11 protein-coding genes and 1 pseudogene are annotated in these 15,612 nt (G+C 73.0%); 3 read left to right on the forward strand and 9 right to left on the reverse strand.

Annotation, left to right across the window (positions count from 1 at the left end; genetic code table 11):
• Window positions 1–17 precede the first annotated feature (17 nt).
• Window positions 18–224, reverse strand: a complete 207-nt coding sequence (locus tag Q5694_RS04480) for a hypothetical protein (RefSeq protein WP_333930685.1) — start codon at window positions 222–224, stop codon at window positions 18–20.
• Window positions 225–386: 162 nt separating this feature from the next.
• Window positions 387–1,838 carry an MFS transporter gene (locus tag Q5694_RS04485; protein WP_333930686.1) on the reverse strand — a complete coding sequence of 484 codons (1,452 nt, stop codon included), beginning with the start codon at window positions 1,836–1,838 and terminating at the stop codon, window positions 387–389.
• Between the two features lie 78 nt (window positions 1,839–1,916).
• Between Q5694_RS04485 and dusB the strand changes: the two genes are divergently transcribed.
• Window positions 1,917–3,050, forward strand: coding sequence for a tRNA dihydrouridine synthase DusB (dusB, locus tag Q5694_RS04490; RefSeq protein ID WP_333930687.1), 1,134 nt, complete (start codon window positions 1,917–1,919; stop codon window positions 3,048–3,050).
• On the opposite strand, the gene Q5694_RS04495 is transcribed toward dusB, so the two are convergent.
• Window positions 3,051–4,904, reverse strand: a complete 1,854-nt coding sequence (locus Q5694_RS04495) for a CDP-alcohol phosphatidyltransferase (protein ID WP_333930688.1) — start codon at window positions 4,902–4,904, stop codon at window positions 3,051–3,053.
• A 338-nt stretch (window positions 4,905–5,242) separates the two neighbouring features.
• On the opposite strand from Q5694_RS04495, the pseudogene Q5694_RS04500 reads away from it, so the two are divergent.
• Window positions 5,243–5,630 (forward strand): annotated as a pseudogene (locus Q5694_RS04500) (sugar kinase); the annotation flags it as partial.
• Between the two features lie 407 nt (window positions 5,631–6,037).
• Window positions 6,038–8,785: a pyruvate, phosphate dikinase gene (gene ppdK, locus Q5694_RS04505; RefSeq protein WP_443040814.1), complete on the forward strand. Its 2,748-nt coding sequence runs from the start codon at window positions 6,038–6,040 to the stop codon at window positions 8,783–8,785.
• 203 nt (window positions 8,786–8,988) lie between these two features.
• Here the strand turns inward: ppdK and Q5694_RS04510 are convergent, their stop codons facing one another.
• The 6 genes from Q5694_RS04510 to Q5694_RS04535 form a co-directional block, all read right to left on the reverse strand.
• A complete protein-coding gene (locus Q5694_RS04510) occupies window positions 8,989–9,507 on the reverse strand; it encodes an NUDIX hydrolase (RefSeq protein ID WP_333930691.1) in 519 nt (172 codons plus the stop codon).
• 74 nt (window positions 9,508–9,581) lie between these two features.
• A complete protein-coding gene (locus Q5694_RS04515; RefSeq protein ID WP_333930692.1) occupies window positions 9,582–9,920 on the reverse strand; it encodes a hypothetical protein in 339 nt (112 codons plus the stop codon).
• Between the two features lie 108 nt (window positions 9,921–10,028).
• Complete coding sequence (locus Q5694_RS04520; protein WP_333930693.1) at window positions 10,029–11,186, reverse strand: alkaline phosphatase PhoX; 1,158 nt, start codon at window positions 11,184–11,186, stop codon at window positions 10,029–10,031.
• A gap of 189 nt (window positions 11,187–11,375) precedes the next feature.
• A complete protein-coding gene (gene nirD / locus Q5694_RS04525) occupies window positions 11,376–11,726 on the reverse strand; it encodes a nitrite reductase small subunit NirD (RefSeq protein ID WP_333930694.1) in 351 nt (116 codons plus the stop codon).
• Window positions 11,723–14,329 (reverse strand): nitrite reductase large subunit NirB, encoded by a 2,607-nt coding sequence (nirB, locus tag Q5694_RS04530; RefSeq protein WP_333930695.1) that lies wholly within the window; start codon window positions 14,327–14,329, stop codon window positions 11,723–11,725. The genes nirD and nirB overlap by 4 nt, the downstream gene beginning before the upstream one ends.
• On the reverse strand, window positions 14,329–15,546 hold the full coding sequence (locus Q5694_RS04535) for an NAD(P)/FAD-dependent oxidoreductase (protein ID WP_333930696.1): 1,218 nt from the start codon (window positions 15,544–15,546) through the stop codon (window positions 14,329–14,331). The genes nirB and Q5694_RS04535 overlap by 1 nt, the downstream gene beginning before the upstream one ends.
• Between the last annotated feature and the right edge of the window lie 66 nt (window positions 15,547–15,612).

Raw genomic sequence — 15,612 nt, forward strand, 5'->3', positions numbered from 1 at the left:
TGCCCCGCCCGGGGTGCTCACGCCGCCGTCGGGTCCACCGTCGCCTGGTGGGCCAGCAGGAGGTGCTCCTCCGCCTTCAGACCGGGCAGGAACTGGGCGGCGGTGCGCCAGCCGCAGGTGTCGCACCTGATGGTGCGCTGCGTGCCGGTGCGCCGCACGCGCACCACGTGCCGCCGCCCGTGCTGGTCCCACCGGCAGACGCTGCCCGTGTCGGTCTGCGTCATGACGCCCCCCTCTTTGGACTCGGCCCCTCGCGGTCCACCCGCGGCACCGACACAGCTACCCCCGGGACGCGTCCTCAGGCCACGCGGTGCGCGCCGCGGGCGGGCGACCGGGGAGGGAACGCGTCGGTCCGGGCGTGGGCACCGGCATGAGCCGACGGGGCGTCAGGCCCGCTCCGCCGTCACCACGCCGTCCCGTACCTCCACCGACTGCAGCCGCCGCGCGGTCCGTTCGGCGGTGCGCCGGGCCCACCGGCCGGTCGTCAGCGCGCCCAGCACCAGCACGGCGAAGCCGCACGCCGCGAGGATCCACCAGCCGGGCCGGGCGGCGGAGACGAACTGGGCGCGGTACGAGGAGGCGCCCACGCCCGCGGCGAGCACCGCGCCCACCACGGCCACGCCCAGCGTCTGCCCGAGCTGGCGGCTGGTGGACGCGACGGCCGCCGCGACACCCGCCTGGGCGCGGGGCATGCCGGACACGGCCGTGTTGGTGATGGGCGCGTTGACGAAGCCGAAGCCGACACCGAACAGGACGTAGCCGAGGAAGAGCGTGGTGTTCGACGTCTCCGCCTCGAACGCGGCGAACAGCACCCCGCTCACCGTCATCGCCACCCCCGCGATCAGCAGCGGCGGACGAGGACCGCGCGCGCCGACCAGCCGGCCCGACAGCGGCGCGCACAGGAACGTGGGCACCGCCATCGGCAGCATCCACAGGCCGGCTTCGAGCGCCGTCAGGCCGCGCACGCTCTGCAGGTACAGGGTCGACAGGAACAGGAAGCCACCGAGCGCGGCGAACGCGCTGATCGCGACGACCGTCGCCCCGCTGAACGGCGCCGAGCGGAAGAACCGCAGGTCGATCAGCGGTTCCTCGCGGCGCGGCTCGTACAGGAGCAGGCCGGTCAGCGCGGCCAGGGCCACCGCGGCGAACGGCGCGATCGAGGCGAAGGGCGTGCTGGGCGCCTCGATGATCGCGTACGTCAGGGAGCCGAACAACGCGATCACCAGCACCTGGCCGACCGGGTCGGGGCGGCGGGCCCGGGGGGCGCGGGACTCGGGGACGAAGCGCAGGGTGAGCAGCAGGGCGGCCAGTCCGACCGGCAGGTTGATCCAGAAGATCGAGCGCCAGCCCACCGAGTCCACCAGTACCCCGCCGACGAGGGGCCCGGCGGCCATCGAGATGCCGACCACGGCTCCCCAGACGCCGATGGCCCGGGCCCGCTCCCGCGGGTCCGTGAACGTGTTGGTGATGATCGACATGGCGACCGGGTTGAGCATCGAGCCGCCCACGGCCTGCACCATCCGGAACGCGACCAGCGCGTGGAGGTCCGGCGCGAGGGAGCACAGGACCGAGCCGAGGGTGAAGACCACCAGGCCCGCCAGGAAGACCCGCTTGCGGCCGATCCGGTCGGCGGTGGAACCGGCCAGCATCAGCAGCGAGGCCAGGACCAGGGTGTACGCGTCGATCGTCCACTGCAGGCCCGAGGTGCTCGCGTGCAGGTCCCGTTGCATGGACGGCAGGGCCACGTTGAGGACCGTGGCGTCGAGGCTCACGATCAGCAGGCTCATGCAGCAGATCGCGAGCACCAGCATGCGGCGGCGGGGACTGAGCTCGGGCATGGGCTCCATGATACGCCGATTTCGATAGTGTGCCTAACTAAAGAACTTTACCCGTTCATTGCACGGCACAATGGAGGAATGTCCACGCCCCTGCAGATCGGTCCGCACACCGTCCAGCCGCCCGTCGTCCTGGCCCCCATGGCCGGGATCACCAACGCGCCCTTCCGCACCCTGTGCCGGGAGTTCAGCGGAGGCAAGGGCCTGTTCGTGAGCGAGATGATCACCACCCGGGCGCTGGTCGAGCGCAACGAGAAGACCATGCAGCTCGTCCACTTCGACGCGAGCGAGCGGCCCCGGTCCATCCAGCTCTACGGCGTGGACCCGGCGACCGTCGGCAAGGCCGTCCGCATGATCGCGGAGGAGGATCTCGCCGACCACATCGACCTCAACTTCGGCTGCCCCGTGCCGAAGGTCACCCGCAAGGGCGGCGGCTCGGCGCTGCCGTACAAGCGGAACCTGCTGCGCGCCATCCTGCGCGAGGCCGTCGGCGGCGCGGGCGACCTGCCGGTGACCATGAAGATGCGCAAGGGCATCGACGACGACCACATCACCTTCCTGGACGCCGGCCGGATCGCCGTCGAGGAGGGCGTCACCGCCATCGCCCTGCACGGCCGCACCGCCGCCCAGCACTACGGCGGCACCGCCGACTGGGAGGCCATCGCCCGGCTGAAGGAGCACGTCCCGGAGATCCCGGTGCTCGGCAACGGCGACATCTGGTCGGCCGAGGACGCCCTGCGGATGGTGCGCGAGACCGGCTGCGACGGAGTCGTGGTCGGGCGCGGCTGCCTGGGGCGGCCGTGGCTGTTCGCCGACCTGGTCGCCGCCTTCGAGGGCCGCACCGAGGACATCGCCCGGCCCACCCTGCGCGAGGTCGCCGACGTCATGGTCCGGCACGCCACCCTGCTCGGCGAGTGGATCGGCGACGAGTCCCGGGGTGTGATCGACTTCCGCAAGCACGTCGCCTGGTACCTCAAGGGCTTCGCGGTCGGCTCCGAGATGCGCAAGCGCCTGGCGATCACCTCGTCCCTGGAGGAGCTGCGGTCCGGCCTGGACGAGCTGGACCTCGACCAGCCCTGGCCGGCCGGCGCCGACGGGCCCCGCGGCCGCACGTCCGGCAACAACCGGGTGGTGCTGCCGGACGGCTGGCTCAAGGACCCCTACGACTGCGCCGGGGTCGGCGAGGACGCCGAACTCGACACCTCCGGCGGCTGATCAGCCCTTCGAGGGGTGCGGTGTCGAGCCGTACGCCGTCAGGAAGCGGTCGCGGAAGGAGTCCATCCGCCACACCGGCGCGTCGGGGGCGGGCTTGAGGCCCTCCGTCCAGTTCCAGCCGCCGATCCTCTCCAGGACCTCGGGGTCCTTGGCGACGATCGAGACCGGCACGTCACGGGAGGCGCGCGGGCCGCTGACCCGGGCGATGGGCTGGTGGTCGCCGAGGAAGACCAGGACGGTGTCGGCGGTGCCGTAGCGCTCCAGCCACTGGGTGAGGCTGGTGACCGAGTACTGGATCGACCTCCCGTACTCCTCGCGGGACTCGGTGGTGTCGGTGATGACGTCCGAGGCCTTGTTGCCGGCCTTCCGGATCGCGTCGAAGACCGACCCGTCGCCGAGTTCGTCCCAGCCGACCAGCTTCGGGAGCGGCGCCCAGGGCTGGTGGCTGGAGGTCAGGATGACGAAGGACATCAGCGGCCGGTCCCGCTTCTTGCCGTGCACCCGGCGCTGGAACGCCTCCAGGGCGTACTGGTCGGGCATGGTCGACCAGCTGAACTTCGGCCCCCTGTACCCCAGGTCGAACGCGTCGTAGACCTTGTCCAGGCCGTACCACTTCTCCTCCGGCCAGCCCTTCTGCACACCCGGCATCACGCCGACCGTGTCCCAGGCGCCGGTCCGCTGGAACGCCTTGGTGAGGGTCAGGTGGTCGCCCGCGGTGACCGTGCGGTAGCGGCGCTGGTTGTCGATCCACAGGCCGGACATGGTCGTCGAGTGGCCGAGCCAGCTGCTGCCGCCGTACGTCGCCGAGGTCAGCCAGCCGCTGCGCGCGGCGAAGCCGGCCTTGCCCAGCGCCTCGGTGCTCGCGTCCAGGGCCCGGTCGACGCCCGGGGCGATGGCCGGGTCCTCGACGGCGCTGCGGCCGTAGCTCTCGACGAAGGCGAACACCACGTCCTTGCCGCGCAGGTCGGGCAGCAGCTCGCCGGGCGGGGTGTCGCCGAAGGTGTCGGCGCGGGCCTCCTTCGCGAACGCGGCCTCGTCGCGCAGGGAGTCCACCGTGCGCTGGGCGTGCACCCGCAGGGCCCCGGCGCCGCGCTCGGAGGCGATCGGCCCGCCGGACAGCGTCAGGCCGAAGGCGGAACAGGTGACCCACGCGGTGCCGGCGATCAGCACCCCCTTGGTGGAGCGCGCCCGGTGACGGGCCAGCACGCCGGACAGCCGGACCGACGCCGCGACCAGGACGGCGGCCACGAGCAGCACGAGCACGACCGCCCCGACGGCGGCCGCGGTGGCGACGCCCCCGCCGAGGGTGTCCCGGACGTACGACCGGGCGTCCGGCAGCAGGTCCCAGTCGAGCGCGGCGTTGAAGCCCCGCCCGAGGTACTCGTTGAAGCCCAGGTCGAGCAGGTTGACGGTGGTCAGCACCGTCAGGCCCAGGCCGTACAGCACCGCGGCGGCCAGCCGGGGCCGCGGCGGCAGCACCAGCACGAGGACGGCTCCCACGACCGCCTCCGCCGGAATCTTCAGGAAGCTGCCCGCGTGCAGGGCCGGGAGCGTGTTCGGCAGCAGCAGCGCCCCGAGGACCAGGGCGGCGGCCAGGACGGTGGCGGCCGGGCGCACGGCACGGGCGGTCCGGGGACACCGGGTGCGCCAGGTGCGCAGGCGGGTGAGCACCCGCCCGGGGAGGGACCGGGAGGGGGCGCCGCACACCGGTGGCTTCGCCGTCCGGCGTGCAGCCGTCCCCCCGGCCGGTTCCCGCTCGCCCCGGTCCGTGCCCTCGTCCTCCGTCCCGGTCGTGTCCCCGGGAGGGCCGTCGCCCGGCTGCGGCGGCTTGTGGAAGCGTGTGAAGACAGGCACCCGGAGGTCCTTCCGTGCGGAACGCGGCGAGGTGGCGGACCCGCGTGGGGGAACGGGTCCGCCACCGTTGCGTACGGGGCGCCCGCCGGGTGCGTTCAGCCCGCCGGGCCGCTGTTCGGCGAACACCCGGCGAACCTCCGGCGACACCGCGGGGCCAGGCGCCGCCGACCGCCGTGAGCAGCGCCGGCGGTGCCGCCGCCGACCGTGCTCCGCGCCCGCTAGCGTGCGGGCACGGCACCGGCTCCGGGCGGGTGTCGCGGCCGTACCCCGCGGCACCCGGCAGCCGGTGGCCCGTCGCGCCCGCCGCGTGACCGGGCCCCGGCGAAGGAGGCGTCCCCGGCGGCGCGGTCGCACGGCGGCCGACCGAGGCCGGGGTGCCGGCCTCCTGCGCCGCGGACATCCGCGGACTGCCGGCGTCCGGGCACCCCGAGGCGGTGGGGCAACCCCGGGAGGCGGGGCGCCGGGTCGGGACGTCCTGGCGACCGCCGCGACCCTGCCGGACCCCGGAGTTCTGATGATCGCCGGAGATCTGGCCGGAACTCCCTTCCTCACCGGCGTGCGCGAGCTGCGCCACCAGCGCGCGCCGCCCCGCTCCACCGCTCACCCCGACGTGGTCACCGCGCGGCTGGGGGAGCGGGCCGGGCTGGTCGGAGCGGGTGCGATGGTCGTGGAGCACCGCTGCCACCCGAGCGGGTCGAGGAGCTGCTGCGCGCGCGGGGGGTGTGACCACCCCGTTCCGGGGCCCGGGACGCGTCCGCATGGTGAAATCCGGTCGGCTGTGGCAGCGTGATTCTCGCCACCCTTGATAAGGGCCGCGCTCAGATGAGCGAATCATGGGCGACTGCACTTCCTCAAAGGGTGGCACTCAGTGCCACCCTTTGATCGTTCATCGAGCGAAATCACATGTGCGGAAACTTCGCTCAGATGAGCACTAGGGAGGCTTCGAGGAGAGTCTTGCGTTCAAGAAGTGAAAACATGCGGCTGTCATCGCTTGCCCGGCCTTGACTTTCGATCCGCTGGCGGACGAGTGGTTACAGGCGCATGACGCGCGAGTGGACCTCCCCAGACGCCTTTGATCTGGGTATGTTCCTCGCCGTCAGGGCAGCCACCGCGTCCTCGAGGAGTCGAGACCCGTGTCGGAAAACAAAGATCCCCACGTAGCTCAGCCGGGCAACAGCGTTGAGGGCGTGAAGTTCGTTTACGACTTCACCGAGGGCAACAAGGACCTCAAGGACCTCCTCGGTGGCAAGGGCGCGAACCTCGCCGAGATGACCAACCTCGGACTGCCGGTTCCCCCCGGCTTCACGATCACCACCGAGGCCTGCAAGACCTACCTGGAGAGCGGCGAGGAGCCCGCGGCACTGCGTGACGAGGTCAGTGCCCACCTCGACGCCCTCGAGGCCCGCATGGGCAAGAAGCTCGGGCAGGCCGACGACCCGCTGCTGGTGTCGGTGCGCTCGGGCGCCAAGTTCTCCATGCCCGGCATGATGGACACCGTCCTCAACATCGGCCTGTCCGACAAGTCCGTGCAGGGCCTGGCGCGGCAGGCCGGCGACGAGCGCTTCGCGTGGGACTCCTACCGCCGCCTCATCCAGATGTTCGGCAAGACCGTCCTGGGTGTCGACGGCGAGCTGTTCGAGGACGCGCTGGAGGCGGCGAAGGCGGCCAAGAAGGTCACGGACGACACCGAGCTGGAGGCCGCCGACCTCAAGAAGCTCGTCACCAAGTTCAAGAAGATCGTCAAGAGCGAGGCCGGCCGGGACTTCCCGCAGGACCCGCGCGAGCAGATGGACCTCGCCATCAAGGCGGTCTTCGACTCCTGGAACGGCGACCGGGCCAAGCTCTACCGCCGCCAGGAGCGCATCCCGCACGACCTGGGCACGGCCGTCAACGTCTGCTCCATGGTCTTCGGCAACCTCGGCCCCGACTCCGGCACCGGCGTCGCCTTCACCCGCGACCCCGCCTCCGGCCACCAGGGCGTCTACGGCGACTACCTGCAGAACGCGCAGGGCGAGGACGTGGTGGCGGGCATCCGCAACACCGTCCCGCTGGCGGAGCTGGAGAAGATCGACAAGAAGTCGTACGACCAGCTCATGCAGATCATGGAGACCCTGGAGAACCACTACAAGGATCTCTGCGACATCGAGTTCACCATCGAGCGCGGGGTGCTGTGGATGCTCCAGACCCGCGTCGGCAAGCGCACCGCGGGCGCGGCCTTCCGCATCGCGACCCAGCTGGTGGACCAGGGCCTGATCGACGAGGCCGAGGCGCTCACCCGCGTCAACGGCGCCCAGCTCGCGCAGCTGATGTTCCCGCGCTTCGACGAGAGCGCCAGGGTCGAGCAGGTCGGGCGCGGCATCGCGGCCTCCCCGGGCGCGGCGGTCGGCAAGGCCGTCTTCGACTCCTACACGGCCGTCAAGTGGTCCCGCTCCGGCGAGAAGGTCATCCTGATCCGCCGCGAGACCAACCCCGACGACCTGGACGGCATGATCGCCGCCGAGGGCATCCTCACCTCGCGCGGCGGCAAGACCTCCCACGCGGCCGTCGTCGCCCGCGGCATGGGCAAGACCTGTGTCTGCGGCGCCGAGGAGCTGGAGGTCGACACCAAGCGCCGCCGGATGACCGTGCCGGGCGGGCACGTCGTCGAGGAGGGCGACGTCGTCTCCATCGACGGCTCCACGGGCAAGGTCTACCTCGGCGAGGTGCCGGTCGTGCCGTCGCCGGTCGTGGAGTACTTCGAGGGCCGGATGCACCCGGGCGCCGACGACGCCGACGAGCTGGTCGAGGCCGTCCACCGCATGATGGCCTTCGCCGACCGCAAGCGCCGGCTGCGCGTGCGGGCCAACGCCGACAACGCCGAGGACGCGCTGCGCGCCCGCCGCTTCGGCGCCCAGGGCATCGGCCTGTGCCGCACCGAGCACATGTTCCTCGGCGACCGGCGCGAGCTGGTGGAGCGGCTGATCCTGGCCGACACCGACGCCGAGCGCGAGGAGTCCCTCAAGCAGCTGCTGCCGCTGCAGAAGCAGGACTTCGTGCAGCTCTTCGAGTCGATGGACGGCCTGCCGGTCACCGTCCGCCTGCTCGACCCGCCGCTGCACGAGTTCCTGCCCGACATCACGGAGCTGTCGGTCCGCGTGGCCCTGGCGGAGTCCCGCCAGGAGCCGCACGAGAACGAGCTGCGCCTGCTCCAGGCCGTGCACCGGCTGCACGAGCAGAACCCGATGCTGGGTCTGCGCGGTGTCCGGCTCGGCCTGGTCATCCCCGGCCTGTTCACCATGCAGGTCCGGGCGATCGCCGAGGCGGCGGCCGAGCGCAAGGCCGCCAAGGGCGACCCGCGCGCCGAGATCATGATCCCGCTCGTGGGCACGGTGCAGGAGCTGGAGATCGTGCGCGAGGAGGCCGACAAGGTCATCGCCGAGGTCGAGGCGGCCTCCGGCGCCGAGCTGAAGCTGTCCATCGGCACGATGATCGAGCTGCCGCGTGCCGCCCTGACCGCCGGTCAGATCGCCGAGGCCGCGGAGTTCTTCTCCTTCGGCACGAACGACCTGACCCAGACGGTGTGGGGCTTCTCCCGGGACGACGTGGAGGCGAGCTTCTTCACCGCGTACCTGGAGAAGGGCATCTTCGGCGTCTCCCCGTTCGAGACGATCGACAAGGACGGCGTCGGCTCGCTGGTGAAGCTGGCCGCCAAGGCCGGCCGCGAGACGCGGCCCGACCTCAAGCTCGGCGTCTGCGGCGAGCACGGCGGCGACCCGGAGTCGGTCCACTTCTTCCACGAGGTCGGACTGGACTACGTCTCCTGCTCCCCGTTCCGCATCCCGGTCGCCCGCCTGGAGGCGGGCCGGGCCGCGGTCCAGTCCCAGGGCAGCGACCACCGCTAGCCGGGTCCCGTCCCAGGGCGGCGGCCAGCGCCGGCCGGCGACCACCGACCCGGAGTCGCCGACGGTCCCCGACCCTCACCGATCGCGGCGGCTCCGGACCACGGGGAGGAGCGGGGGCGGCACCTTTTGTGCGGAGGTGCGGCCCCCGCTCTTCCGGCATGTCCGGGGGAGTGTGTGCGGCAGGCACACGCTCCCCGCGCCGGTCAGACGGGCCGGCTCTCCCGCAGGCACACCACCGTGCCGGTCAGGGCCGCCGTGTGCAGGGCCGTCAGGGCGGGAAGTCCGGGCGACAGGGTCGCGCCGGCGAGGTCGCCCGGAGCGAACAGGCCGTCGTCGTCGTGCTCCGCACTGCGGCGGACGGACAGCGGCGACGGCAGCCGGCCGCCGTAGAAGAAGAAGTCGATCACCGGGCCGGTGTCCAGTACGTCGCACCGGTGGTCGTAGCCGAGCAGCCGGAGCGGCGCGTCCAGTGCGAGGCCGGTCTCCTCGCGCACCTCGCGGCAGGCCGCGGTGACGGGATCCTCGCCGGGGTCCAGCATCCCGCCCGGCAGCCCCCACATCCCCGCCCCCGGCTGGCCCGCGGCATAGCGCAGCAGCAGCATCCGGTCCTGCGCGTCGAGCAGCAGCACGCAGGAGGCGACGATGCTCTGCGGCAGCGTCCTGACCCACTCCGCACGCGGCAGGACGAGCGGTACGTCGGAGGCGGGCACGGTCGTGTCCACGGTGATGTCCCTTCCGTCGGCACGGCAGCCCGGACGAGCTGCCCGAACGGAGGAACGCCCGGACCCGCCGAAGGTCACCGGCGGGCCGGCTCGGGTGTCGCGGGCGATCCCGTAGCCGTCCCGTCGCCCTCGTCACCACCGCCGGAGCCCCCGCCGGCCGCCGGGCGGGCGGTGACGGTGGCGGTCGCCGGCGTCGTGACGGTGACGGTCGGCCGCGGCTTCGCGGACACGGGCTCCGCGTCGGTGCCGCTCTCCGCGCCGCCCCCGCCTGTGCCGACGCCGACGAAGAGGGCCAGGGCGAGGGCGGGCAGCACATAGCGCCCACGGGCCCAGCGCGGCGGACGTCCGCCCCGCTGCGGTGCGGGCGGTGCGGGGTGCGGCCCGTTGTGCGGGCCGGTGTACGGATCTGCCACGGTCGTCCCCCGGGCGGGCGACGGGAGGGGACGACCGTGGGACCGGGCGGTCGCGGCTGGGGCCGAGGCGACCGTTTTGTCATGGTCGCGTGAGGGTGGGTGCCGGGGCTACACCCGGAACGGCCCCCGGACCTCGTAGGTGATGCCGCCCGAGGAGCTGCCCGTGGTGCCGCGCTGGCTGGAGAAGTACAGGCGGGTGCCGTCGGGGGAGAAGGCCGGGCCCGTGATCTCCGAGCCGGACTGGCCCTCCACGCGCAGGAACGGGGCGACCACGTCGGCCGGGGTGATGACGCAGATGTCCATCGTGCCGCCGTCCTCGGCGACGAAGAGGTCGCCGGAGGCGGAGCCGGTGACGTTGTCGACGCCCGTCAGGGGGGCGGTGCCGCCGGTCACCAGCGAGTCGTCGTAGGCGAGTTCGATGGTCTGCGCGGCCGCGTCGTACTGCCAGACGCGGTTGTCGCCCTTGGTGGTGAACCAGCACGTGTCGTTCGCGTAGTAGCAGCCCTCGCCGCCGTTGAAGCGCTTGGCGCCGGAGACCTGGTTGCGGGTGGCGGTGGCGCCGGACGGGTCGGGCACGCGGGCCCAGCCGACGGGGCCGCTGGTGCCGCTGCCCGCCACCAGCACCTCCAGCGTGCCGGAGGACAGGTCCCCCCACGTCGTCGGGCGGAAGCGGTAGAAGCAGCCGTCGGTGACGTCCTCCGTCAGGTAGACGACCCGCCGGACCGGGTCGGCCGCCGCCGCCTCGTGCTTGAACCGGCCCATCGCGTCCCGCCGCACCGCCGGTTTCACACCCCACGGGTCGGTCTCGTAGACGTAGCCCCGGTCCACCTCCTCGCAGGACAGCCAGGTGTTCCAGGGAGTTTTGCCGCCCGCGCAGTTCTGCCGCGTGCCGGACAGGATCCGGTACGCGCCGGTGATCGCGCCCGTGGCGGAGAACACCACCGCGCTCGCGCCGCCCGAGGGGTTGATCTCGGAGTTGGAGACGTAGATCCAGCCCGTGCCGTCGGCGTAACAGGCGCCGCCGTCCGGGGCGTTGTGCCAGGTGTAGGACGTGCCGCCGACCCGCTGTCCGGAGCGGGCCACGACCCGGCTGGTGAAGCCGGCCGGGAGCCTGATGCCGTTGGCGTCGGGGGAACCGAGCGGGCCGTAGGGGCCCGCGCCGGGCTGGGCGGGGGCGGCGTGCGCGGCGCCGCGCCACAGGGTTCCGCCCAGCGCGGCCGAGGTACCGCCGAGGACGGCCGCACGCAGGAGACTGCGACGTTCCACTCTCACTCCATCAAGTGCCGTACCGCCCCGCCGCCGGTCGACGGCGGGGTCGTGCTGGGAGCAGGGGAGGGCGGGAGGAACGCTAGGGGCGCCGGATTGACGGAGCATGGACAACGCGTGGCGGCCGGGAGGCGGATCGCCCCCCGGCCGCGGGCCGTTCGCCGTGTCGTGCGTGCCGGTGGCGGCGGGTCAGGCGGTGCGCACCTCGTACGCCGTCACCCGGACCGTCTCGTCGTCCAGGCACTGGCCCGACACCAGGTCGAAGCGCTGCTTCAGCAGCGGCGAGGCCACGAACGGGCGGCCCCGGTGGGTGCCCGTCAGGCCGCGGGAGAGGACGGCCGCGCCCGTGAAGGGGTCGCGGTTGTCGATGGCGAAGAGCGCGCCGGAGCGGTCGCGGAACAGCGCGGCCTGGCGCCCGCCGGGCAGCAGGGCGGCCACCCCGCGGCCCGGGAGCAGCGCGCTCAGCTCGCAGACCGCGAACCAGTCGCCGTCCAGGGCCAGTTCGACCTTCAGGTCGGTGGTCTCGGGTGCCAGGGTCATCGCTGGGCGCTTCCTTCCAGTACGTCGTCGGCGGGGCGCACGCCGAGGGACAGCAGCGGCAGGTCGGGCTTCATCTGGTCGCGCTCCGGGACGAAGGCGACGACGGGGTCGGGGGTGTCCGGGGCGTTGACGAAGGACACGAACCGGGCGAGCTTGTCCGGGTCGTTGACGGTCTCGGCCCACTCGTCGCGGTAGTGCGCGACATGCGCCCGCATCAGCTCCTCCAGCTCCCCGCAGATGCCGAGCGCGTCGTGCACGACGACGTCCCGCACGTGGTCCAGTCCGCCCGGGATCCGCTCCAGCCAGGTCGAGGTGCGCTCCAGCCGGTCGGCCGTGCGGATGTAGAACATCAGGAACCGGTCGATCAGGCGGACCAGTTCGGCGTCCGACAGGTCCTGTGCGAGCAGGTCCGCGTGGCGGGGCGTGGCACCGCCGTTGCCGCCGACGTAGAGGTTCCAGCCGTTGGCCGTGGCGATGACGCCGAAGTCCTTGGACTGGGCCTCTGCGCACTCGCGCTGGCAGCCCGACACGGCCGACTTCAGCTTGTGCGGGGAGCGCAGTCCCCGGTAGCGCAGCTCCAGGTCGATCGCCATCCTCACGGAGTCCTGGACGCCGTAGCGGCACCAGGTCCGCCCCACGCAGGACTTCACCGTGCGCAGCGACTTGCCGTAGGCGTGGCCGGACTCGAAACCGGCGTCGACCAGGCGGGCCCAGATCAGCGGGAGCTGCTCGACGCGGGCGCCGAACATGTCGATGCGCTGGCCGCCGGTGATCTTCGTGTAGAGCCCGAAGTCGCGGGCGATCTCGCCGATGACGATCAGCTTCTCCGGGGCGATCTCGCCGCCGGGGATGCGGGGCACGACGGAGTACGAGCCGTTCTTCTGCAGGTTGGCCAGGAAGTGGTCGTTGGTGTCCTGCAGGGCGGCCTGCTCGCCGTCCAGGACGTAGCCGCTCGCGCCGATCGCCGGGGCGAGGGAGGCGATGATCGAGGCGACGGCCGGTTTGCAGACCTCGCAGCCGTCGCCGCCCCGGGCCTCCTCGCGGCCGTGGCGGTCCAGCAGGTCCCGGTAGGTGGTGATCCGCAGGGCCAGGACGATCTCGTACAGCTCTTCGCGGGTCTGCGCGAAGCAGCCGCACAGGCCCTTGTCGACCTCGACGCCGTTCGCCTCCAGCTCGGCGTCGACGAGCTGCCCGAGGACCTTCACGCAGGAGCCGCAGCCGGTGCCGGCCCGGGTGCACTTCTTCACCTCGGGCACGGTCGTGCAGCGGTGGTCGGTGACCGCGCCGCGGATCGCGCCCTTGGAGACGTTGTGGCAGGAGCAGACGATCGCCTCGTCCGGCAGCGCCGACGGACCGAGCGCGGTGGACCGCCCGGCCCCGGCGGGCAGCACCAGCGACTCCGGCGAGACCGGCGGCACGGACCCGGTGAACGCCTTCAGCGTGCCGTACGCCTCCGCGTCGCCGACCAGGATGCCGCCGAGCAGCGTGCCGTCGCGGCCGATCACCAGCTTCTTGTACAGGCCCGCCCGGGAGTCGGAGTACACCACGTCCAGGCAGTCCTCGGCGGTGCCGTGCGCGTCGCCGAAGGACGCCACGTCCACCCCGAGCAGCTTCAGCTTGGTGGACAGGTCCGCGCCGGTGAAGGAGGCATCGTCGGAGGCGATCGTGGCCGCAGCCGTCTCGGCCTGCTCGTAGCCGGGTGCCACCAGCCCGTAGACCCGGCCGTCCGCCGCCAGCGCGCACTCGCCGATCGCGAACACGCGCGGGTCGCGGACCGTACGGCACTGCTCGTCCACCGTGATGCCGCCGCGTTCGCCGACCGTCAGGCCGCAGTCGCGGGCCAACTGGTCGCGGGGGCGGACACCGGCGGAGAACACCACCAGATCGGTGGCGAGTTCCGAGCCGTCGGACAGCCTCATGCCGGTCACGGCGCCGTCCTCGCCGACGACGATCTCCTGTGTGCCGACGCCCGTGTGGACGCTCAGGCCCATTCCCTCGATGGTGCGCAGCAGCGCGGCGCCCCCGCCCTCGTCGACCTGGACGGGCATCAGCCGCGGCGCGAACTCCACGATGTGCGAGGTCAGTCCGAGGCCCTTCAGCGCACCCGCGGCCTCCAGCCCGAGCAGGCCGCCGCCGACCACGGCACCGGTGGTGGCGGTCTTCGCGTACTCCTCGATCGCGAGCAGGTCCTCGATCGTGCGGTAGACGAAGCAGCCCTCGGCGTCCCTGCCCGGGACCGGTGGCACGAACGGGTAGGAGCCGGTGGCCAGGACGAGGACGTCGTAGCCGACGACCGCACCGGACCGGGCGGTGACCGTGCGGGCCTCGCGGTCCACGGAGACCGCCGGGTCGCCGACGCGCAGCTCGATGCCGTGATCGGCGAGGAACCGCGCGTCCGTCAGGGACAGTTCCTCGGGCGTGCGGCCGGAGAAGTACGAGGTGAGCTGGACGCGGTCGTAGGCCGGGCGGGGCTCCTCGCAGAGCACCACCACGCGGTGCGTGGCGGTCAGGCCGCGCTCGGCGAGCGCTTCGAGGAAGCGCTGGCCGACCATGCCGTGGCCGACGAGCACGATCGTGGGGGTCGCCCCCGGGGTGGCCGTCATCAGGAGCCTCCATCGTTGGTGAGCAGGTGGAGCAGCGGGCCGCCGTCGGCAGGGAGCGGCTCTGCTCCCTCCCAGGCGCGGGCGAGCGCGCCGACGGTGCCGAGTTCGCCGACGAGGACCCCGCCGACCAGGCGGTCGTCGCGGACGACGACCTTGCGGTAGGTGCCGCGGGTGGCGTCGGTGAGCTGGACGACGTCGTCGCCCGGGAGCGCGTCGGTCTCGCCGAACGCGGCGAGGTCGAAGGGGCCGCCCCGGCCGGTCAGCGTGAGCCGGGTCAGGGACCGTGTGCCGGTGTAGCGGGCGGCCCGGTCGCCGGCCAGCGACTCGGCCAGGACGTCGGCCTGTTCGAGCGCCGGGGCGGCGAGCCCGTACAGGACGCCGTCGTGCCGGGCGCAGTCGCCGATCGCGTGGATGTACGGGTCGGAGGTGCGCAGTTCGTCGTCCACGACGACGCCCTCCCGCACGTCGAGCCCGGCGGCCTGTGCGAGACCGACCCGGGGGCGGACACCGCAGGCGACGACGACCAGGTCGGCGTCGAGCGCGTATCCGTCGGCCAGTTCCACCGAGCGGACCGCGCCGGCGACACAGCGCACATCCCGCACGCGGCACTCGGTGTGGACCTCGACGCCGAGACCGGTCAGGTGCCGCCGGACCAGCGCGGATGCGGCCGGGTCGAGCTGCCGCTCCATCAGCCGCTCGGACTGCTGGGCGAGTACCACCTGGGCACCGCGCAGGGCCAGGGCCCGGGCCGCGGAGACCCCCAGCAGGCCCCCGCCGACGACGACCGCCCGCACGCCGGGCCGGACCGCCTTGGACAGGCCCAGGCAGTCGTCCATGGTCCGGAACGCGTGGACGCCCTCGGGCAGGTCGCCCCGGCCGGTGAACAGTCCCCGCAGGGCCGGCAGGACGGGGTTGGAGCCGGTGGCGAGCACCAGCCGGCCGTAGGTGATCTCCGACCCGTCCGCGCAGACGACGGTCCGCCGGCCGCGGTCGATCCCGGTGACCCGGGCGCGCCGGACGCCCCCGGGCGCCGGCAGGGCGATGACCTCCGGGCCGTACCGTCCGGCCAGCACCTCCGCGAGCAGGACCCGGTTGTAGGGCCGGTGCTCCTCCTCGCCGATCAGCAGTGCGGGCGTGCCCAGCTCACCGAGCCGCCGGGCGAGCCGTACGCCCGCGAGACCGGTGCCGATCACCACCACACGCTCGTTCGAGGTCATGTCCCTGAGCGTGCGGTGCCGGTGTTACCCGGCCGCATCCCCGCTGTTTCCCCCCGGGAACGCTGC

The organism is Streptomyces sp. AHA2 (genome assembly GCF_036857595.1).
In the GTDB taxonomy this organism is placed as follows: Bacteria; Actinomycetota; Actinomycetes; order Streptomycetales; family Streptomycetaceae; genus Streptomyces.

What these genes read in the sequence shown, in the direction of transcription:
- nirB (WP_333930695.1), bottom strand. Translation starts at nt 14,329, where the DNA reads ATGACGGCCACCCCGGGGGCGACCCCCACGATCGTGCTCGTCGGCCAC.
- Q5694_RS04485 (WP_333930686.1), bottom strand. Translation starts at nt 1,838, where the DNA reads ATGCCCGAGCTCAGTCCCCGCCGCCGCATGCTGGTGCTCGCGATCTGC.
- Q5694_RS04480 (WP_333930685.1), bottom strand. Translation starts at nt 224, where the DNA reads ATGACGCAGACCGACACGGGCAGCGTCTGCCGGTGGGACCAGCACGGG.
- nirD (WP_333930694.1), bottom strand. Translation starts at nt 11,726, where the DNA reads ATGACCCTGGCACCCGAGACCACCGACCTGAAGGTCGAACTGGCCCTG.
- dusB (WP_333930687.1), top strand. Translation starts at nt 1,917, where the DNA reads ATGTCCACGCCCCTGCAGATCGGTCCGCACACCGTCCAGCCGCCCGTC.
- Q5694_RS04535 (WP_333930696.1), bottom strand. Translation starts at nt 15,546, where the DNA reads ATGACCTCGAACGAGCGTGTGGTGGTGATCGGCACCGGTCTCGCGGGC.